Annotated in this window: 20 protein-coding genes; 7 read left to right on the plus strand and 13 right to left on the minus strand. The window is 68.1% G+C overall.

The window, feature by feature from the left end; translation table 11 throughout:
* Positions 1-163: 163 nt before the first annotated feature.
* A complete protein-coding gene (locus D7Y04_RS35005) occupies positions 164-874 on the plus strand; it encodes a TVP38/TMEM64 family protein (RefSeq protein WP_233597327.1) in 711 nt (236 codons plus the stop codon).
* Here the strand turns inward: D7Y04_RS35005 and D7Y04_RS35010 are convergent.
* On the minus strand, positions 861-1766 hold the full coding sequence (locus D7Y04_RS35010) for a LysR family transcriptional regulator (protein ID WP_121762208.1): 906 nt from the start codon (positions 1764-1766) through the stop codon (positions 861-863). The genes D7Y04_RS35005 and D7Y04_RS35010 overlap by 14 nt on opposite strands.
* Before the next feature lie 102 nt (positions 1767-1868).
* On the opposite strand from D7Y04_RS35010, the gene D7Y04_RS35015 reads away from it, so the two are divergent.
* Both D7Y04_RS35015 and D7Y04_RS35020 read left to right on the plus strand, forming a co-directional pair.
* Positions 1869-2519: an NADPH-dependent F420 reductase gene (locus tag D7Y04_RS35015; RefSeq protein WP_121762136.1), complete on the plus strand. Its 651-nt coding sequence runs from the start codon at positions 1869-1871 to the stop codon at positions 2517-2519.
* Positions 2520-2663: 144 nt separating this feature from the next.
* On the plus strand, positions 2664-3716 hold the full coding sequence (locus tag D7Y04_RS35020; RefSeq protein WP_121762137.1) for a hypothetical protein: 1053 nt from the start codon (positions 2664-2666) through the stop codon (positions 3714-3716).
* Between the two features lie 16 nt (positions 3717-3732).
* Here D7Y04_RS35020 and D7Y04_RS35025 read toward each other — a convergent pair whose 3' ends face one another.
* Positions 3733-4653, minus strand: a complete 921-nt coding sequence (locus D7Y04_RS35025; RefSeq protein WP_121762138.1) for a hypothetical protein — start codon at positions 4651-4653, stop codon at positions 3733-3735.
* 188 nt (positions 4654-4841) lie between these two features.
* On the opposite strand from D7Y04_RS35025, the gene thiD reads away from it, so the two are divergent.
* Entirely contained in the window at positions 4842-5651 is an 810-nt protein-coding gene (thiD, locus tag D7Y04_RS35030) for a bifunctional hydroxymethylpyrimidine kinase/phosphomethylpyrimidine kinase (RefSeq protein WP_120579660.1), read from the plus strand.
* Between the two features lie 347 nt (positions 5652-5998).
* Here the strand turns inward: thiD and D7Y04_RS35035 are convergent, their stop codons facing one another.
* The 9 genes from D7Y04_RS35035 to D7Y04_RS44635 form a co-directional block, all read right to left on the minus strand.
* Positions 5999-9571 carry a DEAD/DEAH box helicase gene (locus D7Y04_RS35035; protein ID WP_121762139.1) on the minus strand — a complete coding sequence of 1191 codons (3573 nt, stop codon included), beginning with the start codon at positions 9569-9571 and terminating at the stop codon, positions 5999-6001.
* A 23-nt stretch (positions 9572-9594) separates the two neighbouring features.
* A complete protein-coding gene (locus tag D7Y04_RS35040; RefSeq protein ID WP_121762140.1) occupies positions 9595-11343 on the minus strand; it encodes an N-acetylmuramoyl-L-alanine amidase in 1749 nt (582 codons plus the stop codon).
* A gap of 84 nt (positions 11344-11427) precedes the next feature.
* Entirely contained in the window at positions 11428-12195 is a 768-nt protein-coding gene (locus D7Y04_RS35045) for a DUF3592 domain-containing protein (protein WP_121762141.1), read from the minus strand.
* 60 nt (positions 12196-12255) lie between these two features.
* The gene (locus D7Y04_RS35050; RefSeq protein ID WP_121762142.1) at positions 12256-13590 is read right to left on the minus strand and encodes a hypothetical protein; all 1335 of its coding nucleotides are present in this window, start codon (positions 13588-13590) and stop codon (positions 12256-12258) included.
* On the minus strand, positions 13587-15770 hold the full coding sequence (locus D7Y04_RS35055; protein ID WP_121762143.1) for a hypothetical protein: 2184 nt from the start codon (positions 15768-15770) through the stop codon (positions 13587-13589). The genes D7Y04_RS35050 and D7Y04_RS35055 overlap by 4 nt, the downstream gene beginning before the upstream one ends.
* Positions 15760-17211 carry a hypothetical protein gene (locus D7Y04_RS35060; protein WP_121762144.1) on the minus strand — a complete coding sequence of 484 codons (1452 nt, stop codon included), beginning with the start codon at positions 17209-17211 and terminating at the stop codon, positions 15760-15762. The genes D7Y04_RS35055 and D7Y04_RS35060 overlap by 11 nt, the downstream gene beginning before the upstream one ends.
* Before the next feature lie 249 nt (positions 17212-17460).
* Complete coding sequence (locus D7Y04_RS35065) at positions 17461-18558, minus strand: pectin acetylesterase-family hydrolase (RefSeq protein WP_121762145.1); 1098 nt, start codon at positions 18556-18558, stop codon at positions 17461-17463.
* Between the two features lie 302 nt (positions 18559-18860).
* Entirely contained in the window at positions 18861-19211 is a 351-nt protein-coding gene (locus D7Y04_RS35070; protein WP_121762146.1) for a DUF2019 domain-containing protein, read from the minus strand.
* Positions 19208-19357, minus strand: a complete 150-nt coding sequence (locus D7Y04_RS44635; RefSeq protein ID WP_158620794.1) for a hypothetical protein — start codon at positions 19355-19357, stop codon at positions 19208-19210. The genes D7Y04_RS35070 and D7Y04_RS44635 overlap by 4 nt, the downstream gene beginning before the upstream one ends.
* A gap of 120 nt (positions 19358-19477) precedes the next feature.
* Between D7Y04_RS44635 and D7Y04_RS35075 the strand changes: the two genes are divergently transcribed.
* Together D7Y04_RS35075 and D7Y04_RS35080 are read left to right on the plus strand one after the other, a co-directional pair.
* On the plus strand, positions 19478-20830 hold the full coding sequence (locus tag D7Y04_RS35075; protein WP_120598999.1) for a hypothetical protein: 1353 nt from the start codon (positions 19478-19480) through the stop codon (positions 20828-20830).
* Positions 20830-21180: a DUF2019 domain-containing protein gene (locus tag D7Y04_RS35080; RefSeq protein WP_120599000.1), complete on the plus strand. Its 351-nt coding sequence runs from the start codon at positions 20830-20832 to the stop codon at positions 21178-21180. The genes D7Y04_RS35075 and D7Y04_RS35080 overlap by 1 nt, the downstream gene beginning before the upstream one ends.
* A gap of 32 nt (positions 21181-21212) precedes the next feature.
* On the opposite strand, the gene D7Y04_RS35085 is transcribed toward D7Y04_RS35080, so the two are convergent.
* Positions 21213-22127, minus strand: a complete 915-nt coding sequence (locus D7Y04_RS35085; RefSeq protein WP_121762147.1) for a DUF2381 family protein — start codon at positions 22125-22127, stop codon at positions 21213-21215.
* Positions 22128-22764: 637 nt separating this feature from the next.
* The gene (locus D7Y04_RS45265) at positions 22765-23472 is read right to left on the minus strand and encodes a hypothetical protein (RefSeq protein ID WP_199749782.1); all 708 of its coding nucleotides are present in this window, start codon (positions 23470-23472) and stop codon (positions 22765-22767) included.
* A 245-nt stretch (positions 23473-23717) separates the two neighbouring features.
* On the opposite strand from D7Y04_RS45265, the gene D7Y04_RS35095 reads away from it, so the two are divergent.
* Complete coding sequence (locus D7Y04_RS35095; RefSeq protein ID WP_121762148.1) at positions 23718-24488, plus strand: hypothetical protein; 771 nt, start codon at positions 23718-23720, stop codon at positions 24486-24488.
* The last annotated feature ends 63 nt before the right edge of the window (positions 24489-24551 follow it).

Genomic DNA, 24551 nt, shown 5'->3' on the forward strand with positions numbered 1-24551 from the left:
ACGGGTGATTGCCCGGCAGGACGCTCTCGTTGTTCACAACAATTCAGTCCACGTTGCCGATTCCCTGCTCGGATCCCACCTTGTGCGCAACGCCTGACACATGTGTCCGCGGGCGGTGGGGGAGGTTCTTTTGGCGAGTGTCAGGAACGGACTGAAGACCTGGTTGCGAATCCTCGCGCCCATGGTCGTCTCCATTGGCGGTCTGGTGATGCTCCGGCTGTTGGGGCCGGACTTCATCGATCAGCGCACCATCCGGGAGCTGCTGCTCCCCCTGGGCGACTACGCCCCCCTGGCGTACGTGGCCTTCCTGGCCGTGCGGCCCCTGACGCTCTTGCCAGGTCAGGTCCTCACCGCGGTGGGCGGCATGATGTTCGGGACTCTCGCCGCCACCCTCTATTCACTAACGGGCAGCTTCCTGTCCGCCACCCTGCTCTACTTCGTTGCTCGCAAGCTGGGCACGCGGCCCATGCAGCGGCTGTGCGGCAGCAAGTACCCGGCCATCGCCAAGGCGGCGCGGCGGCACGACTTCCAGTTCACGTTCCTGGCGTGCCTCAATCCGTTGTGCCCCACGGACATCATGCTGATCGCCGGCGCGGCGAGCGGCGCGCGCTTCTGGCCGTCCGTGCTGGGTGTCGTGCTGGGCACCATCCCGGGCACCTTCCTCACCGCGCAGTTCGGCAGTGGCCTCGCGCAGGGCCGCACGGTGATGACCGCCGTCTCCGCTGTGGGCATGGTGGTGTCGCTGGTGCTGGGCGTCATCTTCGGCCGCCGGTTCTACAAGGAGGTCAACGAGGCGTCGGTGGAGGTTCCCACGCCCGAAGCGGAAGCCCCCCGCGGCCTGCCCGCCGCGAAGGAAGCGCTCACCACGCCGTGACGTTGCGCAGCTCCTCCACCAGGTGCTGGAGGAGCGCGCGGACGCGGGGCACGGACTGGCGCCCCGGCAGGCACAGCGCATGGACTGGAGGCCCTTCCGCGGCGTACTCCGCCAGGACCTCCACCAGCGCGCCCTCGCGCAGCCGCGCGTCGCTCATGAAGTCCAGCACCTGGCAGAGCCCGGCGCCCGCGGCGGCCAGGTCCAGCAGCGCCGGGCCGTGATCCACGTCGATGGCCGCGCGCGTGCGCACCACTCCGGCCTTGTCGCCGCCGGGTGATTCGCGGAAGTGCCACTCACGGGTGATGCCGCGCGGATCCACGAACTTCAGGCACGCGTGGCGCTCCAGCAGTGACGGGTGCTCCGGCGTTCCGTGCCGCGCCAGATAGGACGGCGACGCGAGCGTCATCCATCGCGTGGAGAACAGCCGCCGCGCCACGAGGCTGGAGTCCTCCATCCCGCCCACGCGGATGGCCACGTCGACCTGTTCCTCCACCAGTTTGCTGAGCCGGTCGCTCATGCGCACGTGCAGCGTGAGCTGCGGGTGGCGGGCCTGGAGCCGCGCCAGCCGGGGCAACAGCACGGGGCCCAGGATGAACGGCAGCGACACCGTGACCGGTCCCCTGGGCGCGCGGTGCGCCTGGGCCACCGTCTCGCGGGCGGCGCGGATCTGCGCCACGGCCTCGCGCGCCCGCTCCAGGAAGGCGATGCCCTCGGAGGTGAGGGCCACTTGCCGGCTGGTGCGCTCCAGGAGCCTGGCGCCCAGCTCCTCCTCCAGCTTCCGCACCGCCTTGCTCACCGCCGCCACGGTGACGCCCAGCCGCTCCGCCGCCTTGCGGAAGCTCCGCTCCTCCGCCACGTGGAGGAAGGGCAACACGCCCGTGAACAGGTCCATGGGCCGCATTGTCAACCCAGGGTTGATGATGGTTCAACCTGGACGCGCTCACGATCGTCCGGGTTGACGATTAGGGTTCACCCCACACGAAAGGGAGTCCTCATGAAGATCGCGATCCTGGGTACGGGCATGGTGGGCGAGACGATCGGCAGCAAGCTGGTGGCGCTGGGCCACGAGGTGCGCATGGGCTCGCGCACGCCGGACAACGCGAAGGCCGCCGCGTGGGTGAAGAAGTCCGGGGGCAAGGCTTCGCAGGGCACGTTCCGGGACGCCGCCGAGTTCGCGGAGCTGCTCTTCAACTGCACGCTGGGCAACGCCTCGCTGGACGTCCTGAAGTCCGCGGGTGAGGAGTCCCTGCGCGGCAAGGTGCTGGTGGACGTGTCCAACCCGCTCGACTTCACCAAGGGCATGCCGCCGGTGCTCTCCACGCCTCCGGATGACTCACTGGGCGAGCAGCTCCAGCGCGCCTTCCCGTCGCTGAAGGTGGTGAAGACGCTCAACACGATGAACTGCGAGGTGATGGTGGAGCCGTCACGCGTGCCGGGAGATCACGACGTCTTCGTGTCCGGCAACGACGCGGACGCGAAGGCCCGCGTGAAGCAGCTCCTCACGGAGGGCTTCGGCTGGAAGCACGTCATCGACCTGGGCGACATCACCACCGCGCGCGGCACCGAGGCCTTCCTCCCGCTGTGGCTGCGCCTGTGGGGCACGTTGCGCACCGGCGACTTCAACATCCACGTCGTGAAGCGCTGAAAACCATGCCGGGTGTCTGGAATTGACCAGGCGCGTCAGGCACGGGATGTGGATTGCGGGGCCATGACGCGGGGGAACGCAACTTCCCGGGCAAGGAGCGGATAACCTACCCAAACCCACTTCCCCCGGTGGTTGGAGGTTGTCATGAGCACGATCGACCGCACCCGTTCCCTCGCCGTGCCGTCCTCCACTTCGAAGACGGCCGCGGAGCCGCTCGCGAAGAAGCCGGTGGCGCATCAGCCCGCGTTCCAGAAGTCCTCCTTCGAGCAGTCGCCGTCGCGCGCCGCCGCGGCGAACCTGGCGGGCGCCGCGCCTGCTCAGAAGAACGGATTGCTGGGCGGCCTCATCGACGCGGCGGTGGGCGGCATCAAGGACATCCCCCGCTTCCTGCAGATGGGCGCGGACGTCTTCAACGCCACGACGGTGAAGGAGATCACCAGCCTGTTTGGCGGCGCGAAGCCGGACCGCGCGCAGGACGGCATGTTCGTGGGCGCGGGCGGCAAGGTGCTCCCGGCGACGACGAAGCTGGGCGATGTGCCGGGCATCACGCCGAAGAACAACCCGAACCCGGACAAGACGATCCTCTACGTCAACGGCATCATGACGCCGACGGCGGGTCAGGTGAACGAGATGCAGGCGCTGGCGGACAGCTCCGGCGCGAAGGTGGTGGGCATCCACAACGCGACCGAAGGCCTGGTGAAGGACCTGGGCCAGTGCGTGACGGACAAGCTGGACAAGGGCAAGAACCCCGCCGTGGACACGCTGGCGGACACGCTCTACTCGGAGCTGAAGGCCGGCCGCGACGTGCACCTGGTGGGCTACAGCCAGGGCGGCCTCATCACCGCGCGAGCGCTGAACGACGTGGCGAAGCGGCTGCGCGTGGAAGACGGGCTGTCCCCCGCGCAGGTGGAGGCGAAGATGAGCCACCTGCAGGTGGAGACCTTCGGCGCCGCGTCCACGAAGTACCCGGACGGCCCGCAGTACGTGCACTACGTCAACAACGCGGACCCCGTGCCCACGCTCACCGGCCTGGGCGGCGATGTGGATCCGCTCGCCTTCCTGAAGGACGCGGGCAAGGGCGCGGTGGTGCACCGCTTCACCGACGGCAACCTGAACCCCATCAGCAACCACATGCTGGACACGCTGTACCTGAAGCACCGCGTGGACTTCGACCAGGCCCGGCAGAACCAGTTCTAGTTCCAGGGCCCCAGGACTAACGGACCGGGTGCGCCGTCCAGGTGCGCCCGTCGGTGGTCCGAGCCAGGACGTGGCTCCCCGCGAGCCACAAAGCGCCACCGCCCACGGTGAGCCGCCCCACGTCGGGCCAGTCACCCATCGACATCTCCGTGGGCGCGGCGCAGCGTTCGAAGCCGTCGTCGCCCAGGCGGTAGACGCGTTCGGAGTCCGCGACGTGGAGGACGCCGTTCCATCGCTCGGCGGAGTGGATGCGCCCTACCCTTCCAACGACCCGGCAGCTCCTGCCCGTGCCGACGATGACGTCTCCACGAGCCGTGCCGGCGACGACCTCGCCCGAGGGGAAGCACCGGACGAACACCACCTCACTCCCCAAATACGCATGGATGTGGGTCCACGCGCCCTCCGCGTGCATCCAGAGTCCCTGGCCTCCCGCGTAGAGCACCCGCGTTCCGTCCTCACCGGGACAGCTGTCGAGCGCGAGCACGCGCCCCGGCACCTGGCCCAGTGATTGGGTCCAATTCATGCGCCCTTCACCGCGCACGAGCAGGCCCACCTCGGAGGGGCTTTCGAGGTCGAACGCGCGGCTTCCGGCGAGGACGACGTCCGCACCGCTGAAGCACGCGACCGGACCGACGAGCCCCGACGGCAGGTTCCCGTATTCGAGTGCCTCCCCTCCGATGGATCCACCCGCACGAAAGGCCACGAAGGAAGCAGAGCCGCCGTAGGAGACCAGGGCGCCAAGGCCGGTGTCTCCGAAGTCTCGGAGCGCTTCGATGGTCCCGTAGCCCGGCAGCTCCTCCAGGGACCACACGCCGTCGGTGCACACCGCGACGTGGCGGAACTCCCGGACCTCGTAGCTCGCGTCGTCCGGGTCGAAGTCGCTGTCGACGAGGCTCGAATACGCATCGGAATCGCAGGGCTCGCGCCAGTCATCCACGGGCCCCGGCCCTCCACCGTGGTTGTTGTCTGGATGCGGGTGACTGACGACCAGTGCCAGGTTGCGCTCGTCGCGAACGCACCCGCTGTGAACGACCCCTCGAAACGCCTCGGCGCTGCCGTTCGTGCTCATGTGCTTTGCCGGTAGCACGCCGGAGTTCGTGGCTCCAGGGCTAGGATGCCGCGCCCATGAAGCCCTTCCCTGTCGCAACCGCCCTCACCATCGCCGGCTCTGATAGCGGCGGTGGCGCGGGCATCCAGGCCGACCTCCGCACCTTCTCCTTCCACCGCGTGCACGGAACCAGCGCCGTGACGGCCATCACCGCGCAGAACACGCGAGGCGTCACGCGCGTGGACCTGCTCCCGCCCGAGTCCGTCACCGCGCAGGTGGACGCCGTCGCGTCGGACATGCGCGTGGACGCGGTCAAGGTGGGCATGCTGGCCCAGCGCCCGCTCATCGAGGCCGTGGCGGATCAGCTGGCCCGTGTGTCGCTGGGCCCCATCGTGGTGGATCCCGTGATGGTGTCCCGAGCGGGCTCGCAGCTCATCGACAATGAGGCAGTGGAGGCGCTGCGCGCGCGCATGCTGCCCCTGGCGGCCATCCTCACGCCCAACCGCCATGAAGCGAAGCTGCTCGCGGGCATGGACATCCAGACGCTGGAGGACATGCGCGAGGCGGCCCGGCGCATCCACGCCCTGGGCTCCCGCGTGGTGCTGGTGAAGGGCGGCGGCATGCCGGGAGCGCTGCGCGGCACGGACGTGTGGTTCGACGGGACGCGCATGGAGACGCTGTCCGTGGCGCCCGTGGACACGCCGAACACGCACGGCACCGGCTGCACGCTGTCCGCCGCGATCGCCGCGAGGCTCGCGTTGGGGACCCCGCCGCTGGAGGCCGTGCGGCTCGCGAAGGAGTACGTCACCTCCGCCCTGCGCTACCCGCTCGCCGTGGGCCATGGGAACGGCCCGATCGGGCACTTCTTCCCGCTGACTCACGACTAAAACATAGACATAAAATGCAATTGATTGCATTCAATTGCAGATATTCAGTAAATGAAACATGTATTCAATTGATACATGTTTCATCGGGTGGGTCGAGACTCACTGAAGCTGTGTTCATGTGGGCATGGCAGTCCTGATCGGGCAGGTGGATGTAGGCCCCGGCGGTGATTGTCCGCCGACAAACGGCGCACCTTGCCCACCTGATCACTGTTTCATGTAGGCACGGCCGATCAGAACCCCAGGACTGATCAGCCGTTCAGATTTGAGTGCACTGAAAATGGCTAAAAGTCTGTTCAGCGCCTGTTCAGGCGCACGAATGGGTCCGAGAAAAACCACGGAAAGACCGTTCAGTGCTTCGTCGCGTCGGAATCGAGCCCGTCGATGCCCGGCATCCGCTGCGCGAGCAACCCGAGCAGCTCCTGGGTGGACAGGCGGGCGGCGGCGTCCTTGCCCTCCAGCACACCGGCCACCAGGGCCCGCTTCTGCTCATGGAGCGACAGCATCTGCTCCTCGATCGTCCCACGAGACACCAGCCGGTAGACCGTGACGGGTCGCTGCTGGCCGATGCGGTGGGCTCGATCGGAGGCCTGATCCTCCACGGCGGGGTTCCACCAGGGGTCCAGGTGGATGACGCTGGTCGCGGCCGTCAGGTTGAGGCCGAAGCCGCCCGCCTTGAGTGAAATCAGGAACAGAGGCGCGTCGCCCTCCTGGAAGGCACGCACGCGGTCCGCCCGGGCGCTGGCGGGGGTGGAGCCGTCCAGGTACTCGTAGGCGATGCCCTGGGCGTCCAGCACTTCGCGGACCAGCGCCAGGTGGGACGTGAACTGGCTGAACACCAGTGCACGGTGGCCCTCCTCGCGCAGTTCCTGGATGAGCTCCAGGAAGCGCTCCAGCTTGGAGGACTCCAACTTGGACGCCTTGTCGTACAGGCGCGGGTGCGACGCGAGCAGCCGCAGCCGCGTCAGCGCCGCCAGCACCTCGATGCGCCGCTCCTGGTCCTTCATCTTCGCCTTGCGCGTCTCCAGGTCGGACAGCGCCGCCAGGCGCGCGTCCTCGTAGAGCGTCCACTCCGGAGGGGACAGGACGACGGGCACATGCACGTCCGTGCGCGGCGGCAGCTGTGCCTCCACCTGGGCCTTGGTGCGGCGCAGCAGGAAGGGCTGGAGCACGCGGGCCAGCGCGGGCGCGGCAGTCGGATCCACCTGCTTCTCGATGGGCGCGGCGAAGCGGTTGCGGAACGCCTCCAGGCTGCCCAGGAGCCCCGGGAAGACGACCGCGAAGAGCGACCACAGCTCGCCCAGGTGGTTCTCCAGCGGCGTGCCGGACAGCGCGAACTTGAAGTCGCTCTGGAGCGCTCGCGCCGCGCGGAAGCGCTGCGTGGCCGCGTTCTTCAGCTGCTGGGCCTCGTCGAAGACGATGGTGGAGAAGCGCAGCGCGGCCAGCCGCTCGATGTCGCGCACGAGCAGGCCGTAGCTGAGCACCAGTACGTCGCGAGGCCCCAGCCGCTCCAGCGTGCCGCCCCGGTCCTCCGCGTCGGAGAAGATCGTCACCCTCAGCGACGGCGCGAAGCGCTTCGCTTCATCCCGCCAGTTGAAGGCCACCGACGTGGGAGCCAGCACCAGCGCGGGCCCATGCTTCGCGCGATCCAGCAGCACGGCCAGGGCCTGCACCGTCTTGCCCAGGCCCATGTCGTCCGCGAGCACCCCACCCGCGTTCCACGACGCCAGCCTCGTGAGCCAGCGGAAGCCTTCGAACTGGTAGTCGCGCAGCTCCGTCTTGAGCGCCGCGGGCACCCGGGGCTTCAGCTCCTTCGCCGCGAAGATGCGCTCGACCAGCGTCTTCCAGGATGCATCCGCGTCGATGAGCGCGCCCGCGGTGCCCAGCCCCGCCAGGGCCTCCGCCGCGGACGGGCCCACCTCCAGCCCGTGCTTTGACAGGTACGTGTGATCCGCCAGCTTCTCCAACTGCTCGCGCAGCGCCGCTTCGATCTCCACCCACGTGCGCGCGTCCACCTGGACAAAGCGTTCCTTGCGCCGGGCCGCGTCCAGCAGCCGCGCCAGCTCCACCCGCTCACCCTCCACGGACAGGCTGCCCAGCACGCCGAACCACTCGCGCTTGCGCTCCAGGACGACCTTCAGGTCGCCCGCGCCCCGCTTGGGCACGAGCCGCATGGACGCGCCCACCCACTCCAGCTCCGGCCGGGGCTCCATCTCCGCGCACGCGGCCAGCACCGCCAGCCCGCCCTGCGCGCTGTGGAAGAGGAAGCAGAACGGAAGCTCCTGCGGCTCCGCTGTCTGCAAGGGCAGTCGGGCCTGGAGCGCCGCGCCCGCCGTCAGCTCGCGCCCGAAGTCGCGCACCGCGTGGAAGGACCGCGTGTCTCGCCGCACGTGCACGTCGCGAGGCCCCTCGCCAGGCAGATACGCCGGACCATCCGGCAGCGCGCGCAGCCGCAGCTCCAGCCGCACCGCGCCCCCGGGTTGTCCTTCCAGCCTGAGCACCGGGAGCTGCTGCGGCGCGATGGATTCCCCCATCACGCTGCGAGGCATGGCCACCGGCAGGCGCACGGAGAGCTTCGACAGGTGCTCCAGCAGCGGCCCGTGGCTCTCCGGGGGAAACGCGTTGCCGTGCCGCTGGAGCACCGTGGCCATGGCGCGCACCTCCGGGCTCACGTCCAGCACCGTGAGCACGTGCGCGCCTTCGTCCCAGAGGAACACCGCGTCCTCCGGCTTCGCCTTGCGCACGCGCTCCAGCAGCGGCGCGGGCAGTACGGTGCCGTCCACGCCCGCGTTCACCAGCACGGTGCCGCCCCGGTCCTCGGCGACCAGGCCCACCTTCTCGCGCTCGATGCGCACGGGGATGTCCTGCGTGCCCTCCAGCGACAGGCGCGGATGATCAATCAACTCGAACAGCAGCGCGCGCGACGCGGGGGCCGTGCTGTCGGAGAGCAGCGCGGCGATGCGCGAGTCCGAGGGGCTGAGCTGCGAGCCATACTCCTGCAACAGCTTGCGCCGGCCGACCTTCGCCCCCGTCGTGCGCTGGCCCTTCTTCGTGCGCCGGTGCACGTAGGGCGCGACCTCCACGCCGTACCCTTCGATGACGTCCAGCCGCCAGGAGATCTCCACGCCTCCGCCGCCGCCCGGGCTCTCCTCCACCGCCCGCTCCAGCGCGCGCAGCGTCCGGGCCCACGCGGGCCGGACCAGCTCTTCCAGCGTCTCGCCGAAGTCCTCCGTCCAGCGCTGCCGCAGCCACAGGAGCGCCGTGTCCACCGCCGCCAGCTGATGCACGCAGAACGTGGCGCCGCACGAACAGTCCACTGTCACGCCGGACGGACTGAAAGTCAGGCGCGCATCCGCGAGGATGAAGCCCGAACCCGGCGGGGACACCGGCAGCTCGGAGATGCGCGTCTCCTTGAGGCGGAAGCCCGGCAGGTCCGGATCTTCCACCAGCGCCTCCAGCGCCAGCGCGCGCTCCGGACGCGGCGCGATGCTCGAAGGCACCCGAGCACGCCAGGCAAGCAACATCCCGTGGACCGTGTGCGTGCGCTTGTCGGCCGGGGGCGTGAGCCGTTCCGCGACAGAGGCCCGGGCGTCGAGGGTGGCCTGCCGCTCGTCCTCCACGTAGCGCCAGGCGAGCTTCGGCAGCAGGTCCCGCATGCGCGGCGTGGGCAGCATCTCCGCTGTCCAGCGGTCGACCGTGTCCTGGGCCAGCACCTCCACCAGCCTGCGGCGGGAGATGACCGCGCGCACCTGCGGCAGGTAGGCGGCCTCCACGCGAGGCGTGAGCAGCGCCAGACTCAGGCGCGCCAGGTGTTCCAGGCCCTCCTCCCGCAGCCACGCGCGCAGGTCCGCCTCCGTCTGGAACGGGGGCGCGTGGGGATCCTGCGCGGGCTTGGGGCTGGACGGGGGGGACTGCTCGGCCATGGGGACTGACGACAACGAACGCGTCAGTCTACCTTGGCCATGCGGCGGCGATCACCGAGGAACTCTTCCACTCCCAGCACGATGTTCTTCGCCACCTCGTCCTGGAAGCGCTCGGACGCCAGGCGCTTCTCGTCCTCCGCGTGCGACAGGAAGGACGTCTCCACGAGGATGGCGGGCATCTTCGCGCCCAGGAGCACGTAGAACAGCGCCTCCTTGTGGCCCAGGTCCTTGATGCCGTCGTACTGGCCGGACAGGCCCGTCACCAGGTTGTGCTGCACGGCGTTCGCCAGCCGCGACGACTCCTCCGTGTTCGCCTTGGTGGCCAGGTCCGCCAGGATGAACTGGAGGTCGCTGATGCCCTTCTCGGAGGAAGCGTTCTCGCGAGCGGCCAGGCGGATGGAGTAGCGGTCCGCGGACGTGTTGAGCGTGTACGTCTCGATGCCGCGCAGCTTGTGCGTCGCCGCCGAGTTGCAGTGCACCGAGATGAACAGGTCGCCGTGCGCCTCGTTGGCCAGCTTCGCGCGGTCCTCCAGGCGGATGAAGGTGTCGTCGTCGCGGGTGAGCACGACCTCCAGGCCCTTCTCCCGCAGGCCGTCCGCGACCTTCTTGGAGATGGCCAGGGCCACCTCCTTCTCCTTCGTCCCCGCCTTGCCCACCGCGCCGGAGTCATGGCCGCCGTGGCCCGGGTCGATGACCACGCGGCGCACCTTCAGCCCCAGCTGCTCCGCCAGCGTCAGCTCCGCGTGGCGCGACTGCTTCGCCACGGCCTTGAGCCGCGCCTGCGCCACCTGTGCGTCCACCGGCGCCGTCACCGGGCGCGGAGCCTCCGGAGCGGCCGGCTTCGTCTCCTGCTTCGACGCCACCGCCACGGGGGCGGCCGGCTTCGGAGCGACCGGGGCGCTGTCCACCACTGGAGCCGGAGCCTTCGACGCCACGGCCGGAACCTCCACGCGGACCTCCGGCTTCGACGTCCCGTGCGAGGACGCCACCGCCTCCGGAGCCTTCGCGTCCGTGGCCCGGTCAGCGACGGTGGGCGCGTCCACGATGTTCGCCGAGGAGTCCTTCGTCGAGGTCTCGGAGCCCGAGGCCGGGACGTTCGGATCCAGGCGCGGCAGCACCGGCGACGGCTCGCGAGCGAGCTTGGAGATCGCATCCACCAGCGGCGAACTGGAGGGCGCGGCGGCGACGGCGGTGTCCGGCGTGGACTTCACCACCGGGGGCAGCGGCTTCACGGTGGGCTTCGCGGGCGGCGTCTTGCCAGGCGGGGGCAGCGAGGCCAGCAGCGACTTCAGCTCCTTGGCCTGGTCGCCCTTGGGGTTGGTGGCCAGCGATTCGTTGAGGACCTTCCGGGCCGCTTCCGGCTTGTCCAGGCGGTTGACGTGGATGCGCGCCAGCGCCAGCGCCGCGTCATCCGCGAGCCGGTGCTTCGGGTGCGCCTCCACCAGCTTGGAGTAGTCAGAGATGGCCGACTGCAGGTCCTCATCCACGAAGGAGATGCGGCTCAGTTCCTGGAGCAGGTCGCCCGCGGTGAAGAGGGCATCGGGGGCGCGGTCGCTCTTGGGGAAGCGCGTGGCCACGGCCTCGAAGCGGTGCACCACGTTGAGCCAGTGGTGGCGCAGCTTGCGGCGGGACGCGTCGTCCTTCAGCGCGTAGTAGGCGCGGCGGGCCTGCTGGTACGCCTCCTCCGCTTCGTTGCGCTTGCCGGCTCCGACGGCGCTCGGGGCCGTGAGGAGCAGCACGGGCAGCACGAAGTGGGAGAAGCGAACGCGCATGGAAGCCTCCGGACGTTGCAGCTACAGGCGTGTGTCACACGGCCTCTGGGGGCCAGCAACTTTTCAACCCCACCTGTCCGTCTGTCAGCGCACCCAGCCCAGCGTCCGCGCCAGCTCCTCGTCGATGACGCGGCACCACCCCGGCTCGGAGGGAACCACGGCGGCCAGCACCTTGCCGCCATTGCGAACAGGGGCCCGCTGGGGGCGGCAGCGAGCCCGCACGGCATGTTTCACGTCCTGGCGGAAGAAGTGCGCGGGGAACACGGCCTCGCCCTTTCCTTCCGGCAGGTAGCCATCGTCCGGAGTGAGCCACACCAGCGCGCCCAGGCGCAGGGGCACCACCTCCCGGCGCCACAGCCGCCGCACCTCCCACGCGAAGCCGCCCAGGGCCACCAGCGCCCCCAGGCCCATGCCCCAAGGCAGCAGGCCCACCCGGGCCGCCTGGGCCCGAGCATGAGTCGCCTCGCGAGGCCGTCCCGGCTGGGACGGGTCGACCAGCAACTGCACCCGGGCACCGTGGCCCAGGCCCGCGGCATGTTCCGCGGCGGTGCGCACGCCCGACACGGAGTGATCCTCGCCCGCGAACGTGTAGAGGACGTCCAGCGTGCCTTCCGCGTCTTCGTGCTGACTCGGAGGGGGTGCGTGGCTCGCGCCCACCACCGCGTCCACCAGCTCCGCGCTGGACGTGAAGCGCTGCTCCTCGATGAAGTAGCGGCCGGCGTAGCTGGCCCCCAGGCCCAGCACGGTGATGATCACCAGGCCGAGCACCACCCCGCGCACCAACCGCGCCACGGCCCCAGGCACCTGGGCGAGTTTGACGCTGCGGGGGGCATGGGGGATGGCGAGCTGCATGGCGGGCGCGAAGCCTACTTCACGACCGGTGCTCGCGCTTCATTCGTGCCCGGTCCCAAGTCAGCCCCGATGCCGTTCCGCCTCCCGGAAGAACTGCGTGAGCGAATAGTCCAGCAGCGCCTCGCAAGACTGCATGTACCGGCGGGCGCGAAGGAAGGGGAGCCAGACGCGCTTGCCAACACGCACTTGCGACTCCTCCAGCTTTTGCCGTGGCACCCATGTCCCGCCCAGCCGCCGTACCAGCGTACGTCCCAAGTAGGCCCCCAGGGCCGGCGCGGTGTGACTGTCGATGAGGTCTCGCAGGTACCGCTTCGGGAAGCTCTCCTTCCAGAAATAGAAGTCGAGGTCCGCGAGGGACTCAGACGTCTCGTCGAAGATGCTGGGCACCTTGGTGTGCAGCGCCGCCACGAGGCCTTCGGACAGGTCATCGTAGTCGCTGAGGACACGCTCCGGATTCTCGACGTCCGCCGGGAGTGCGGCCGGGAGCCACTCCTCCGGCTCGGGCGGTCGGAATGCGTTCAGTTCGGCGATCTTCCGCTGCCGCTCACTGATGGCGAATTCGAATGGCAGGCGGGAGAGGAGCGGCGCCAGGTCGGGGTGGAAGCGCGGTTCCACCGGAGCGAGCGCGGCACTGCGCTCGCGCAGGGTCCGCAGCACCGTGTCGAAGTCGAGCTCCGGCCGAAGGTGCACATGGGCACGGGCCTGGGCAACGCGCGCTTCCTCACTGGCGAAGTCGGCGGGGGTGGGCCGCAGCACCAGGAGGACGGAGCCATTGGGGAGTTCCTCCACGAGGTGCGCGGGAGTCGAAAGCATCCGCTCGCGCCCTACCGTCTCCACCAATTTGGGGCCGAAGACGTTCAGCCAACCCACTTCATGAAGCCGGTCTCCGGCAGCCTCCTCGGAGTTCGCATCACTGCGGGCGAGGTCTAGAGTTTCCGCCAACTGATCTTCAGCAAGACTATTGGCTGTGGCACCGGTCACCGGGTAGTTGGAGGCCCAGGCGCGCACCATCTCTACGAACTCGCGACAGGGCTCTATTTCCCTGAAGAGCGAAAGAGGATGAACGGAAATCCAAGCATACAGCTTAGGGGCGGATGGTGGCAGCCAGAGCCTGAGAGCCATATCCAACGAAGGCCAATTCGCGCGAGCGAGGCCAATGGACATGCTTTTCTTCCCACGCTTCTCTTCAAGAGCCTTTAAAACAAAGGCTCGGGAGTAGGCGTAGGTTCGTTTTCCTTCGACAACGTCTGGCATCCACGAGCCTGCGTGCGCCTCGAGCGCATCTAGAAATGGCTCCAATGCCCGATCCAGGCCGGCCTGCGCATCAAGGGTCGCTTCGAACGAGAGACGAAGACGGTCGTCAGCAATGAGTTCGTGCGTCTCATTTTCATTCATTGAAACGACACCTCCACTCCATCGATTTCTTCCTGCGAATGACGCACTGCCGCCCTCAATTCTTTCGGGTCGGCAGGCTTGAGTTGACCGCCCTCGTAGACGAGGCGAACTCTTTGAATTTGCGCCGTCTGTTCGATTCCAGGGCGGCGAATGTTCAAGGTCTCGCCGTAGTAACTCAAGGCCGCGCTCGCGTCCTCGATCATTTGCGTCTCGAGAGCGTTGGCTCCAAGCCGCGAAAGGTCGCGACTCTTGAAGCTGAAGGTCTCCACGCGAGGAGAAGTACCGGGAGCCGGCCGCTCCTCGATGACGAGCACGTCCGCGAAGCGCAGGTCCGACTTCATCACTCCCACGTGCTTCTCGATGCGAGGTTGGTCGAAGTCCCCGAGCCATCGACGCTGCGCTCGTGGTAGGGCCGCATCCTTCTCCAGGAGGGTTACCATGGCTTTCTCGAAGGCCATGCCCCGCGCGTAGTGGGCGAACATCTCCTGATAGCCCGCCCACTTCAGGGGCCCCTTGACGTCCGCACCGCCCTGAATCTCCTGGAGCCGCCGCTCTCGGTAGGAGACGTAGTCGCGCCAGAGGCCCGCGCCCCTCTCGACTCCCGCCGGAGGTGCATCCAGTTCGGGCGCCAGTCCCTTCAGCACCTCCACGTCCTTGGGAAGGCGTGGGCCCGAGGCCTCCAGTTCGGCCTGGAGTAGCTTGGCCTTCGCCGCCTCCAGAGCGGACACTCCTGCATCCTGCGCCAGCAATGCGGAGCCGCCGGCACGCTTCCCGGCCACGCCCTTCGTTGCCGCGGCGCGGGCGGAATCGCGACGGGCCTCCGCCAGCACCGCGTGCGCCTTCGCCGGGTTGCCGCGCGCCTCGTACAGCGCCAGCAGCCCCGCCTCGCCCCACTCGGCGGCAACCCTCGCGCCCTCTCGGTTCGCCTGGAGGTAGCGCAGCAGATCGCGAGCAGCGTTGACGCCGAGCTGCTCCTCAATGCGCCCCAACAGCGCCTTCATCCCCTCCAGATCCAGCGCCGGCATCTGAAGCCGTCGTAGCCCTCCGCGCGCCTCCACAAGGGCCCTGGCGCCCTTGCCTCCTGCGTACAACGCCACCGCCAGTGCCGCCGGTGCGAGCTCCCGGCTGGCCTGCTTGTACTTGCCTTGCGCCAGCGAGTACGCCCCGTGCCCCGTCCCCGCAACCAGGTGGTAGAAGCCCAGCGGCACGCCAAACGTCAGGTGATCGAAGGCCCCTGCCGAGACGCTTCCCGCCGAGTAGTGCCGCGCCATCAAGGCCTTCTGCACTTCGTCGAGGGCGGCCTGGTAGGGCGAGGGCATTTGACCCCGCATCGCCATCAGGTCCGTGTACCGGGCCTCACCACTCACGGAAGTGCTGGAGAGCATGTCCCGGCCTGCTCGCCCCAACCCGCGCAGCACATCCGGTGCCTGCTCTCCTCGCTCCAGGAAGCCCTCCAGCGCCAGCCCCCGCCGCTTCAACTCCTCGCGGACGGCGGCCATGTTCCCCAGCGTCTCCGCCAACTGCTTGTCGCGAGCCAGCAGCCGCACCACCTCGCGCAACTCATCATCGAACGCCGAGTGGAGGACGAAGAGGGCAAAGACTTCTGCATACGGGCCGCCGTACTTCTCGGTGACGGCGACGAGGAATGCCGCGTGCTTGCGTCCGAGAACCTCCGAGGCCCGCGCGTCGAGTGGCCCCAGGGCGCCCAGCCGGACGGCGTCCCAATCCTCCAGCGACTCCACCAGCGAGCCCATGTCCACCCCACGCGGCATGGCCACGAACTCCGCCGGCGAGGCACACGCAAGGAAGGGCGCCAGTACCTCCCGGCTGGAGTCCAGGTGGGGCCACCCGGAAGGCACTCCCCCGCCGCCACACGCGAAGGCGACACCGTCCACCTCGCCCGAGCCGCGCACCCCCGTCCTTTCGACGGTGTCAGTCAACGGGCCGCGTCGAAAGCCCAGGGGCGCCGCCGCGCGCTCCCTGGTCGAGGAGCCCAACTCCTCCTCTGGGTACACACCTGCCGCCGTGCTCTTCTCCGCCTGGGCGGCCGAGAAGTTGGGATTGAAAGCCAGGGTGGAGCCATGGCTCGCCTTCGCGTGGAACGAGGCGCAACCCGAGGCGAGGAGGGCCACCATCAGCACGAGGCCGGGTCCGCTGTGCAGCCGCCGATCAGCGCACATGGTCCACCCCCAGCCCCACGGCCGCGAACGCTCCTGGCCGCAGCGTCCCCTCCGCTGTCGGGAATAGCAGCGTGCCGCCCTGCCCCACCGCGTACAGCCACCCTCCCAGGAAGCGCCACCGCGCCTCACCCGACGCGAGGTTGCGGGCTGCCGGCTGGCCCATTCCCATCGCCACGCCGCCTACCGCCACGGTGAGGTTCCGGTGAAACACCTGCGCCTCCAGGCGCCCATCCACGTCCACGCGGCCCCAGCTGAAGGCCTCCGCCCCCATCGTCAGGCGGAAGTGGCGCTTCCCCAGCACACCCAGGCCCTCCGCGTCCCAGCTGAGAATCACTTCGCCGTAGACCGAATACCCATCCGGGAAGGGCGCATCCGCCTGCGGCAGGGCGGACGGCCCCGCCACCTGGATGCGCGCCAACTCGTAGTCCGGACCGAAGGCGCCCTGACGGAAGCCGCCCCGTTGCAGGCGCGCTTCCAGGCGCGCCCTCAGGTCCAACCTCGACGACACGACCTCCACGCCCAGTCCCGCCACCGCGCCCCATGCGCCCCCTTCGCCGGGTCGCCCGCCCCAGCCGCCCATCGCCTGCAACTCAAAGCCTCCCTCGGGGTTTCCGCGCCGCACCAGGATGACCGTCCCATCCAGGTGGGCCAGCGTCATCGGCTCCGACGTCCCTCCCTCCTTCCCCCAGTCATGCACCGCGGACAGAGACAGCAGGTACTGCAAGGGATTGCGAGGGCGGCCGAAGAGCAGGTGTTGCGCATCCAGGACGACTTCCGCGCCCATCAGCCGCACACCGAGCACGTCCGAGGCGAAAGCCTCCACATACACAGGCGCCATCAGGCCCGTCACCACCACCCCGGCGGGGTGATAGTCGGGATTGCCCCGGTTGTTGTAGCGACGCACCAGGTGCCCGGACAGCAGGGTGTATGACTCCAGGGCGCCCATCCACAGCGAGTTCGGCGCATCCCCTCCCACCGTGAGGATGCGCACCACCTGGCCCCAGTCGGACAGCGTGTCCCAATCCTCTTTCCTGACGAGACCGGCCCCTTCCCCACCGCCCCACATCCGCAGCCGCACCGGGGCCCCCAGGCCGAGGTGAAGCACTCCGGGTCTGGCGACCACCAACCGCGGCGCCACCTGCAGAAAGCCCTCGTCTCGTCCCACCGTCCCCCGCGAATGCAACGCCAACGTCGTGGTCTCCAGGCTCACGAGGTTCGCCCAGCGCGGGCTTGAGTCGGGCGGCGTGGGGCGCGGAGGAGCGTCCTTGAGCTGTGTCTCTCCCTCCTCACCGGAAGGCTCGAGCGGTACGAACCCATCCGTCTCGGTGAAGAGGGAGTCCACCACCGCTTCAGAGTCCTGGGAGTCGGCAGGCTCCTCCGCCCACCCCGCTCCGGATAACAGCGGCAGCAACACGACGGCCCAGCACCGACGCACGAACATCGACGCCTCCCGAGAAGGCCCCAAGCAGGGGCCGCAAGGAGAGAGGTTCCCTGTTCGGTCCGACAGTGCGTCGGACCGCGCGCAGTCGAAGTGCTCAAGCATGAGTGAATGGACGTGCGCGTGATAGCTGCCGCACATCTGATCCACTTTCGGACGGCCGAAGCCAAAGCGGACCTGGAGGTGAGCAATGCTCCCTCACGTCCCCGCGATGCTCCTCGACGTTGGCGTGAGACTCAGGGAAACGTCACGTCAGGGGCCAGCGTGGTCCCAGGCCGGATCCTCCGCCGCGAACTGTTGGATCCACCCTCGCACGGTGAGTCCCGCGCCGTTCGCGGCTTCCGGCTGGGAGAGGAGCACGTGAGGATTGCCCGGCAGGTAGAAGGTCTTCACGTTCGGCGCCGCGGAAGCGCGGGCCGCCTCCAGGCCGGACTGCACCTGCGCGCCCTCCAGTCCGAAGTAGAGGGCGATGGTGCCGTCCTGGAGGTACCCGAGCATCCCGTAGCGCCGGGGAGCGGTGAGCAGCCGCGCGGACGCGCCCAGCACCGCCGACAAGCCCGTGTCGCACCCGGTGCAGCCGGGAGGGAACTCCATGCCCCAGCTCGCGCGCATCGTGCCGTAGCGGCCATCCCCCTGTGTGTTGATGATGAGCCCCGAATCATTCAGCACGTCCACCCGCGCCCAGGGCAGGGCCTTCTGCACGCGCCACGCGTGGAACGTCGCCCCGTAGCCGCCCGCGCTGATGCCGCTGAGCCAGACGCGGTCGGCCTGGGGGAAGGTCGGCTGGAGCCGTCGCAGGTACGCATCCATGTTCCGGGCGCCGACGTGTTCGACCTTCTTGGGGCCGAACCAGTCATACGTCTGGATGCGGGTGCCCGCGTGGAGGTCGCCCGTGCAGTAGGGGATGTAGACGAAGCTCGCGTCGCGGAAGGGATTGCGGACGTCGTCGCGGTCGAAGAGCGCCGCGAGTTCCGGCGCGCGGGCCTCGGCCAGCACGGGATCCGCACCCATCGTGTCGGTGATGTGGGTGGCCGTGCCCAACGCGCAGGCGGCGGCCTCCCAGCACGCGCCACCGCCCGCGAGGAAGACGACGACCCGCTTGGAGCGGTCCGTGAGGTTGACGGCCATGCCCGTGGACGTCCCGTTCGCGCAGTGGGCGTCGGAGACGGGCACGAACGTCCAGGATTCACGGGGCGCGTCGATGGGGGCGCCCGCGTCCACCGTGTAGGGGATGGACGGGAGATCGTAGTCACCCGCTCCCGCGTCCGGCGGTCCCCCGCTGTCTCCGGGAGGATTCGCGCAGGCGGAAAGGACCAGGGTGCCCAGGAGCGTCACGAGGCGGGTCGGCATGTCTTTCAATAACACACATGCCGTGCGGCGGGCCTCCTCCCCGGCGACGGCCTCCCTCCCTCAGCCGCGCTTCGCACGCAGCGTGGCCGACCTGCCCGTCGGCCCCACCGGCGACCCGATGTCGTCCCCCTGCACGGCGATGATCGCCAAGCCCAGCTCTACCCAGCACCAACCGCGCCACCGCCCCAGGCACCTGGTCGAGTCGGACGCTGCGGGGGGGCCATGGGGGATGGCGGGCGCGCAGCCTACTTCACGACCGGTGCTCGCGCTTGATTCGCGCCCGCGTCAGTGCTCGCTCCCTGTCAGGCTGGATCCAGGTTCCATGCCCCCTCCTCCCAGCGCGTCAGCACCTCCGAGGCCTCGAACACCGCCAACCCTTCGCCGCCCGCTGCATGCTCCAGGACGGCCTTCGCTTCGTGGGTCCTGTAGCGAAGCAGGTATGCCGCTGCCGCGACTCGAACATCCATTCGTGAGTGCTTCAGCAGGACCGTGAGTGCTTCGCGACCTTCGTCGCCGAGTTCCCGGAGTTTTCTCATCGCGGCCTGGTACTTCTTCGCGTGCTTGTTTCCGGTCTTGGAGTCTCCCCGGAAGATCGCGTCAGTCTGCGCCTCAACGTGAGAGGCGAATTCATCGACGAGTGCTGCAGGCGTCATCGCCAGATTCCCTTCTTGATGTTCTCGATGCTGCGCAGGCCGAATGCCCGTTGAGCATCAATCGTCTGAGAACTCAGCCACTGCCTCACGGTCAGCGATTCCGAGCCGGTGATGAACGGACTTTTGGACGAATAGAACGCGCTCACCAGCTCATGAAGCGCCTTGTCGAGCGGAATGACTGCCTGACAGTTTTATCTGGTATTGCTCGACATTGGGTCTACGCTGGACTCCCGACGAAAGGGGGCCAGCGACAGGAGTGCTCCTTCATGCTGCCACGATGGTCGATTCCCTTATTGGTTGTGATGCTGGCCGGATGCACCGGCACCACGAAGTCCGTGCGCCTGCACACGGGCAACGGCGAGCCCATCGTCCTCATCCCACGCAGCGGCGATGCCGCACCGGTGAAACTGGACGAAGACAACTTCGTTGAAGCCGTAGAAACGCTGGCCCGGAGCGTGAGGCCATTCCCCCGTCCCCAGGAAACGGCTCGGCGGGTGTTCGAGGTGGAGTCGCGCAGCGGCTCGTACCTCTACGATCCACGCGGCCACCGTGTCATCCCGCTGGGACCGGGCGAACACCTGGAGGGCGCGCAACCTGCGACAGAGGTGGAGTTGACGCGCGCCTACCTGCGCTGGTGCGAGCGCACGCACAAGCCCGGCGATTGCCTGCGCCTCCTGGTGGAGAGCCCCACTGTCACCGGGGATGGCCGTTACGCCCTGGCCATGGCCCTGGCCCAGGGCGTCGTGATGGACGAGATGATGGACGCCTTCAAGGACATGGCCGACCCCCAGGCCATGATGGCGGCGGTTCTTTGGACGTGGACCACGTACATGATCTTGCTCGCGGTGCCCGAGCCCTTCTCGAAGGGCGTGGCCGCCGTGATGACCGCCTCGCTCATTGCCTACGTGGGGGTCGATACGTTCTGGAGCCTCATCGTGGGCTTCAAGCGGTTGGTGGAGGATGCGGAGCGGGCTACTGCGTTTGACGATCTCCGCGAGGCGGGGGAGCGCTACGGCAAAGTCATGGGCCGCAACGCGGCGCGCGCGTTTGCCATGTTGGCCACGGCTGCAATTGGCAACACGGCGGCGGGGTTGGGGGCGAAGGTGTCAAAGCTGCCCGGCGCCGCACAGGCGGCAGTGCACGCCGAAGCACAAATGGGCATCAGGCTCGCGGCGGTCGCCGATGTGGGAACGGTGGCCGTGAGCGCCGAGACCGTCACCATCGCTCTCGCACCTGGGGCGGTGGCCATGTCGGCCAAGGGCATGGGCGGCGGTGCTACCGCCAAGGCGCGTCCCACTGGCTACAGGGCATGGGGATCATTCAGTGGCTTCAAGAAGGCCATGGGCCCGGCTGGCAAGAACAAGGAGTGGCACCACATCGTCGAGCAGACCCCAGGCAATGCGAAGCGCTTCGGCCCCCAGTCCCTCCAGAACACCGAGAACATCATCCCACTGGATAAGACCCTACACTCCGACGTCAGCGCGTTCTTTTCCTCGATTCGACGCGATATTACCGGCTCACCATTGACCGTGCGGCAATGGTTGAGCACGCAGTCCTACGAGGCCCAACGTGACTTCGGGTTGCTCGCTATCGAGAACGTCGGAAAGGGGCTCTGGTGATGAAGTTGGAGGATCTTGTCGAACAGTTCGCCCAGAACGTGGCCGCGCAGAACGAGGCCATCTTCCGGGGAGACGCCAAGACCGGGAACAAGCACGCCAGGAAGTACGGTGCCGCCGTCGACAAGCTCCTGGCCCACGGCAATGCCGGACGTGACGCTCTCGCAGTGCTGCTCAAGCATGAGCGAATGGACGTGCGTGTGATGGCCGCCGCACATCTGCTCCGCTATCGGACGGTCGAAGCCAAAGCGGTCCTGGAGGAAGCGGCCAAGGGACAGGGACTGGTCCCGTTTGGAGCGCAGCAGGCATTGAAACGCTGGGAAGAAGGAACCTGGGCGCTCGATCCAGAATAGCCAGCACGACTTCGGGCTGCTGGCGCGGGCCCTCAGGGGAACGTCACGTTGCCGAGCGTGATGCTCCGAGGCCCGTCTGATTCCCAGAGCTTGAGCGAGAAGGGCCCTTGGACAGCCACCACCGGAGCCTCGGCCTCAACCACGACGCGCCCACTGGTTCCCGGTAGTATTGGCGTCACTTGCCAGACTTGAAGGATCTTCAAGTCCTCGCCCGTCCTGCCATTGAGCGTCGCCCCTTCGGCCCTCCACGGCAAGACTCCAGCCTTTACCGCAATCAAGACATCCACTGCCACCAGCATTCTGGATCGATAGCCGTTGACGAAGGATGCCTCCAGTCCAGTGGCCGCCGTTTTCGCGACAGCCTTGGTAAGGACTTGACCCGCGACTCCATGCGGATCCAATCCCCCGTTGAAGAGGAGCCCCGTCAATCCCCCTGGTGTCTGATGCGCAGACGTCATTCGCGCCAGGTCTTCCTTGCAACGGGAGGTCTCTGAGCGCGCATCCCGGATCTCTTGCTGATACGTCTCGATCGTCCGCGGTTTCCGGTAGACTTCGACAGTGGCCTCCGCCTTCGCCGGATGTGCTTTCAGCAGGAACACCGCTGTCACTGGCGCCGCACCGTCCCGAAATCGCACCACCAGCTTGAACTGTTCGCCTGGGGTGATGTTGGCCGAGGGCACAAGCCGGATGGTGGCCTGCCCCACGTCCACCAGGGAAAAGCGCTCTCGATTTCCCAGTTCAAGAGCCTCCCGCTGCAACTCAGCGTCAAAGAGAAGCATCGTGGAAAGGCCCGGGCTCACCACTACTTCACTGACGCTCCCAGCACCCTCTGGGGTCAATTCGATGCGCCGTGAACCCGGGACTGTCGATGAAGCCTCCAACTGTGCAACCGCGGCATCCCCAGCGAGAAGCAGTCCCAGGAGAACGACAAATGATGGAGATGGCACCCGACAGTCTCTCCGTTGGAGGCGCTACTCGAACTCAGCCACAGCCTTCACATAGGCTGTCGTCCAGATACGGGCCCGGGAGGGAGAGTCATCGCCGGCTTCTCGCGCCATGCCTCGCGGTCCCTCTTCGGCATAAGCTTCAAGGCATACAGGGAAACTGTCGCCCTGTGGCGTCGTCGCCCAGGTGAGCCGGGCGTAGACGCGGTCACGCACGATGCTCCGCCCTGACAAGACGCTATTGTCTGGAAGCCCTTCCCAGTCAGTAATGAGGTGTACTTCAACGGGACCCTCTCCAATTGAAATGATCCGAGGGCTTCCCCTGGCGAAGAGCGCCGGATGTTTGTCCCCAATGACCATTCCCCGTTTTTCCATGGCCTTCACCGCGCCCACAGGACACGGCTCTGGCGGCGGAGGCGGTCGCACCTGCGTCCCAGGGCATGCGAGCGCCGTGCAGGCCGCCGCCGTGCTCACCGCACGGGCCATGACGCCAATGCCCTTCTTCGTAGGCTTCACGGGGAGCTGAAGGGACTGCGTGTCTTTCGGCGGCGTCGTCACGGTGGCTGAATCCTCCTGGAGCGTCGCGGGGAGAGCGACGGCCGCGGCGGTGGCCTCCGGCCCGGCGGGAGCTGCGGCGCGGTCAGCTTGAGGCGACTCGCCGGAGGTCGCTACTTCCTGACGAATGGCGACAGGCCCCGAGCCGCGCCACGCCCTGAGTCCCCACACCGCCCCCGACAGGACGAGCACCACGACGAGCGCCACCCAGGCGCGGAGGGCCCCGCGCTTCGCAGGCGCCACCGTCACGGCCGGAGTGGGAGGCCGCACCTCTGCGGCAGCGACAGCCCCTTTCAGAGGAAGGCGAAGGCCTCGGCGAGGACGGTGCCGGGGGTCGTTCCGCCACTGCGAGAGCAAAGGCCTCGGAGACAGGCCGGCCGCGCGCCACGCCCGCGCTCACCAGCGTCTCCAGTGAAGGGCCGTCCACGGACTCCATGACGACATGCAGCGCGCCCTGGTGCACCTTGCGGTGGAAGACCTGAGCGATGGCAGGGTGGCGCAACCGGAACGCCAGTTGAATCTCCTCTCCCAGGCGCGTGCGTTGAATATACGTGGAGGGGTTCGCCAGCCTCCGTACGAAGCAGAAGCCGGGCAGCGTGGGGACCCGCTCCGAGAAGCGCTGGGCCAGCATCAGCAACTCGCCCGTCTCCATCAGCACCAACTCGCGGACAGCCTCGTAGCGGATGCCGTCAATGGTGAAGAGGTGCAGAGGCCTGGCAGGCGTCGGCGGAAGCTGCCTGCGACGCGGGGAGGCTTCCGTGCGCGCCAGGTCATCGGTTGTCGATTCGGGCATGACTCCTCGGGAGGCGGGAGAAAGGCGCGGTGACGCCTTCCAGGGAGTTTGATTGCATGGACTTTTAAAGTCCACAATCAAGAACTCTAAAAGTTCATGGCCGGGTCAAGGCCATGACGAAGCCAATGCCCCATGACAAGTACCCATTCACGCCTGGCACGGTGTGCTGGAGTACGTCATGAGCGGCGCTCGTGGCCCTCGCAGCGTAGGATTCCGCACCGTCGGTCGGACCCACAGGGGGACTCATGAAGGCGAGCGGATTCGTGGTGGTGGTTGCGGTCGTACTGGCGTGGACGGGCGTGGCGAGGGCGGAGCCCCGGCCGGCTCAGCTCCTCATCTGGGGTGGCGGCAAGGACACCGCCGAAGCCGAGGCATCCCTGGGCCGGTGGCAGGAGCGCGCGAAGAAGAACGAATGGGACGGGACGCTCAAGGTGGCCGAGGGCTACCCGCGCATCGTCCAGAGCGACACCGTGCCGGGGCTCAAGCCGGGTTTCGTGGTGGTGGTGCTCGGAGCTTGTGAGCCGACCGCGGCGCCAAAGGTGATGGAGACGCTCAAGGCTTTCGAGCCGGCAGTGTACGTGCGCGACGTGACGTGGGCGGAGCCCCTGGCGTGCCCGCAGCTCGGCCCCGAGTGGAGTGTCGTCCAGTCGAAGTCGTGGAAGAAGAAGGACAACACCCTGACGGCCGTACTGCTGCAGACCCCGGAGACGAAGGATCCGAGCAAGTCGACCCGCCAGGCCTTGCGCGTGATGCTGCGAGCACCCGACGGGCGGCTGCTCGGCCTGGACGAGCGCAGCGGCTACCCCGGCGTGGATGACTTCACGGGGAAGGAGGGGTTCGTCCCCACCCTGGACGGAGCGGGCCCGACGGTGACGTACCTCACCATCGGGGGCGGCTGCACCGGGGGCCCGAACGTCTACGAGACGCGGGTGAAGTACGCCAGCGACGGCGACACGCTGTCGCCCCAGGTACGCGAGCGGACCCTCTTGGACAACTCCAACACTTGCGACCGGTGAGGGCCGCGCCCGCGTCAGCGCTTCGGTGCTCACCCGCGAAACGCCAGACAACGACCCTGCACT

The organism is Corallococcus sp. AB038B (assembly GCF_003668955.1).
GTDB classification, from domain to species: domain Bacteria; phylum Myxococcota; class Myxococcia; order Myxococcales; family Myxococcaceae; genus Corallococcus; species Corallococcus exiguus.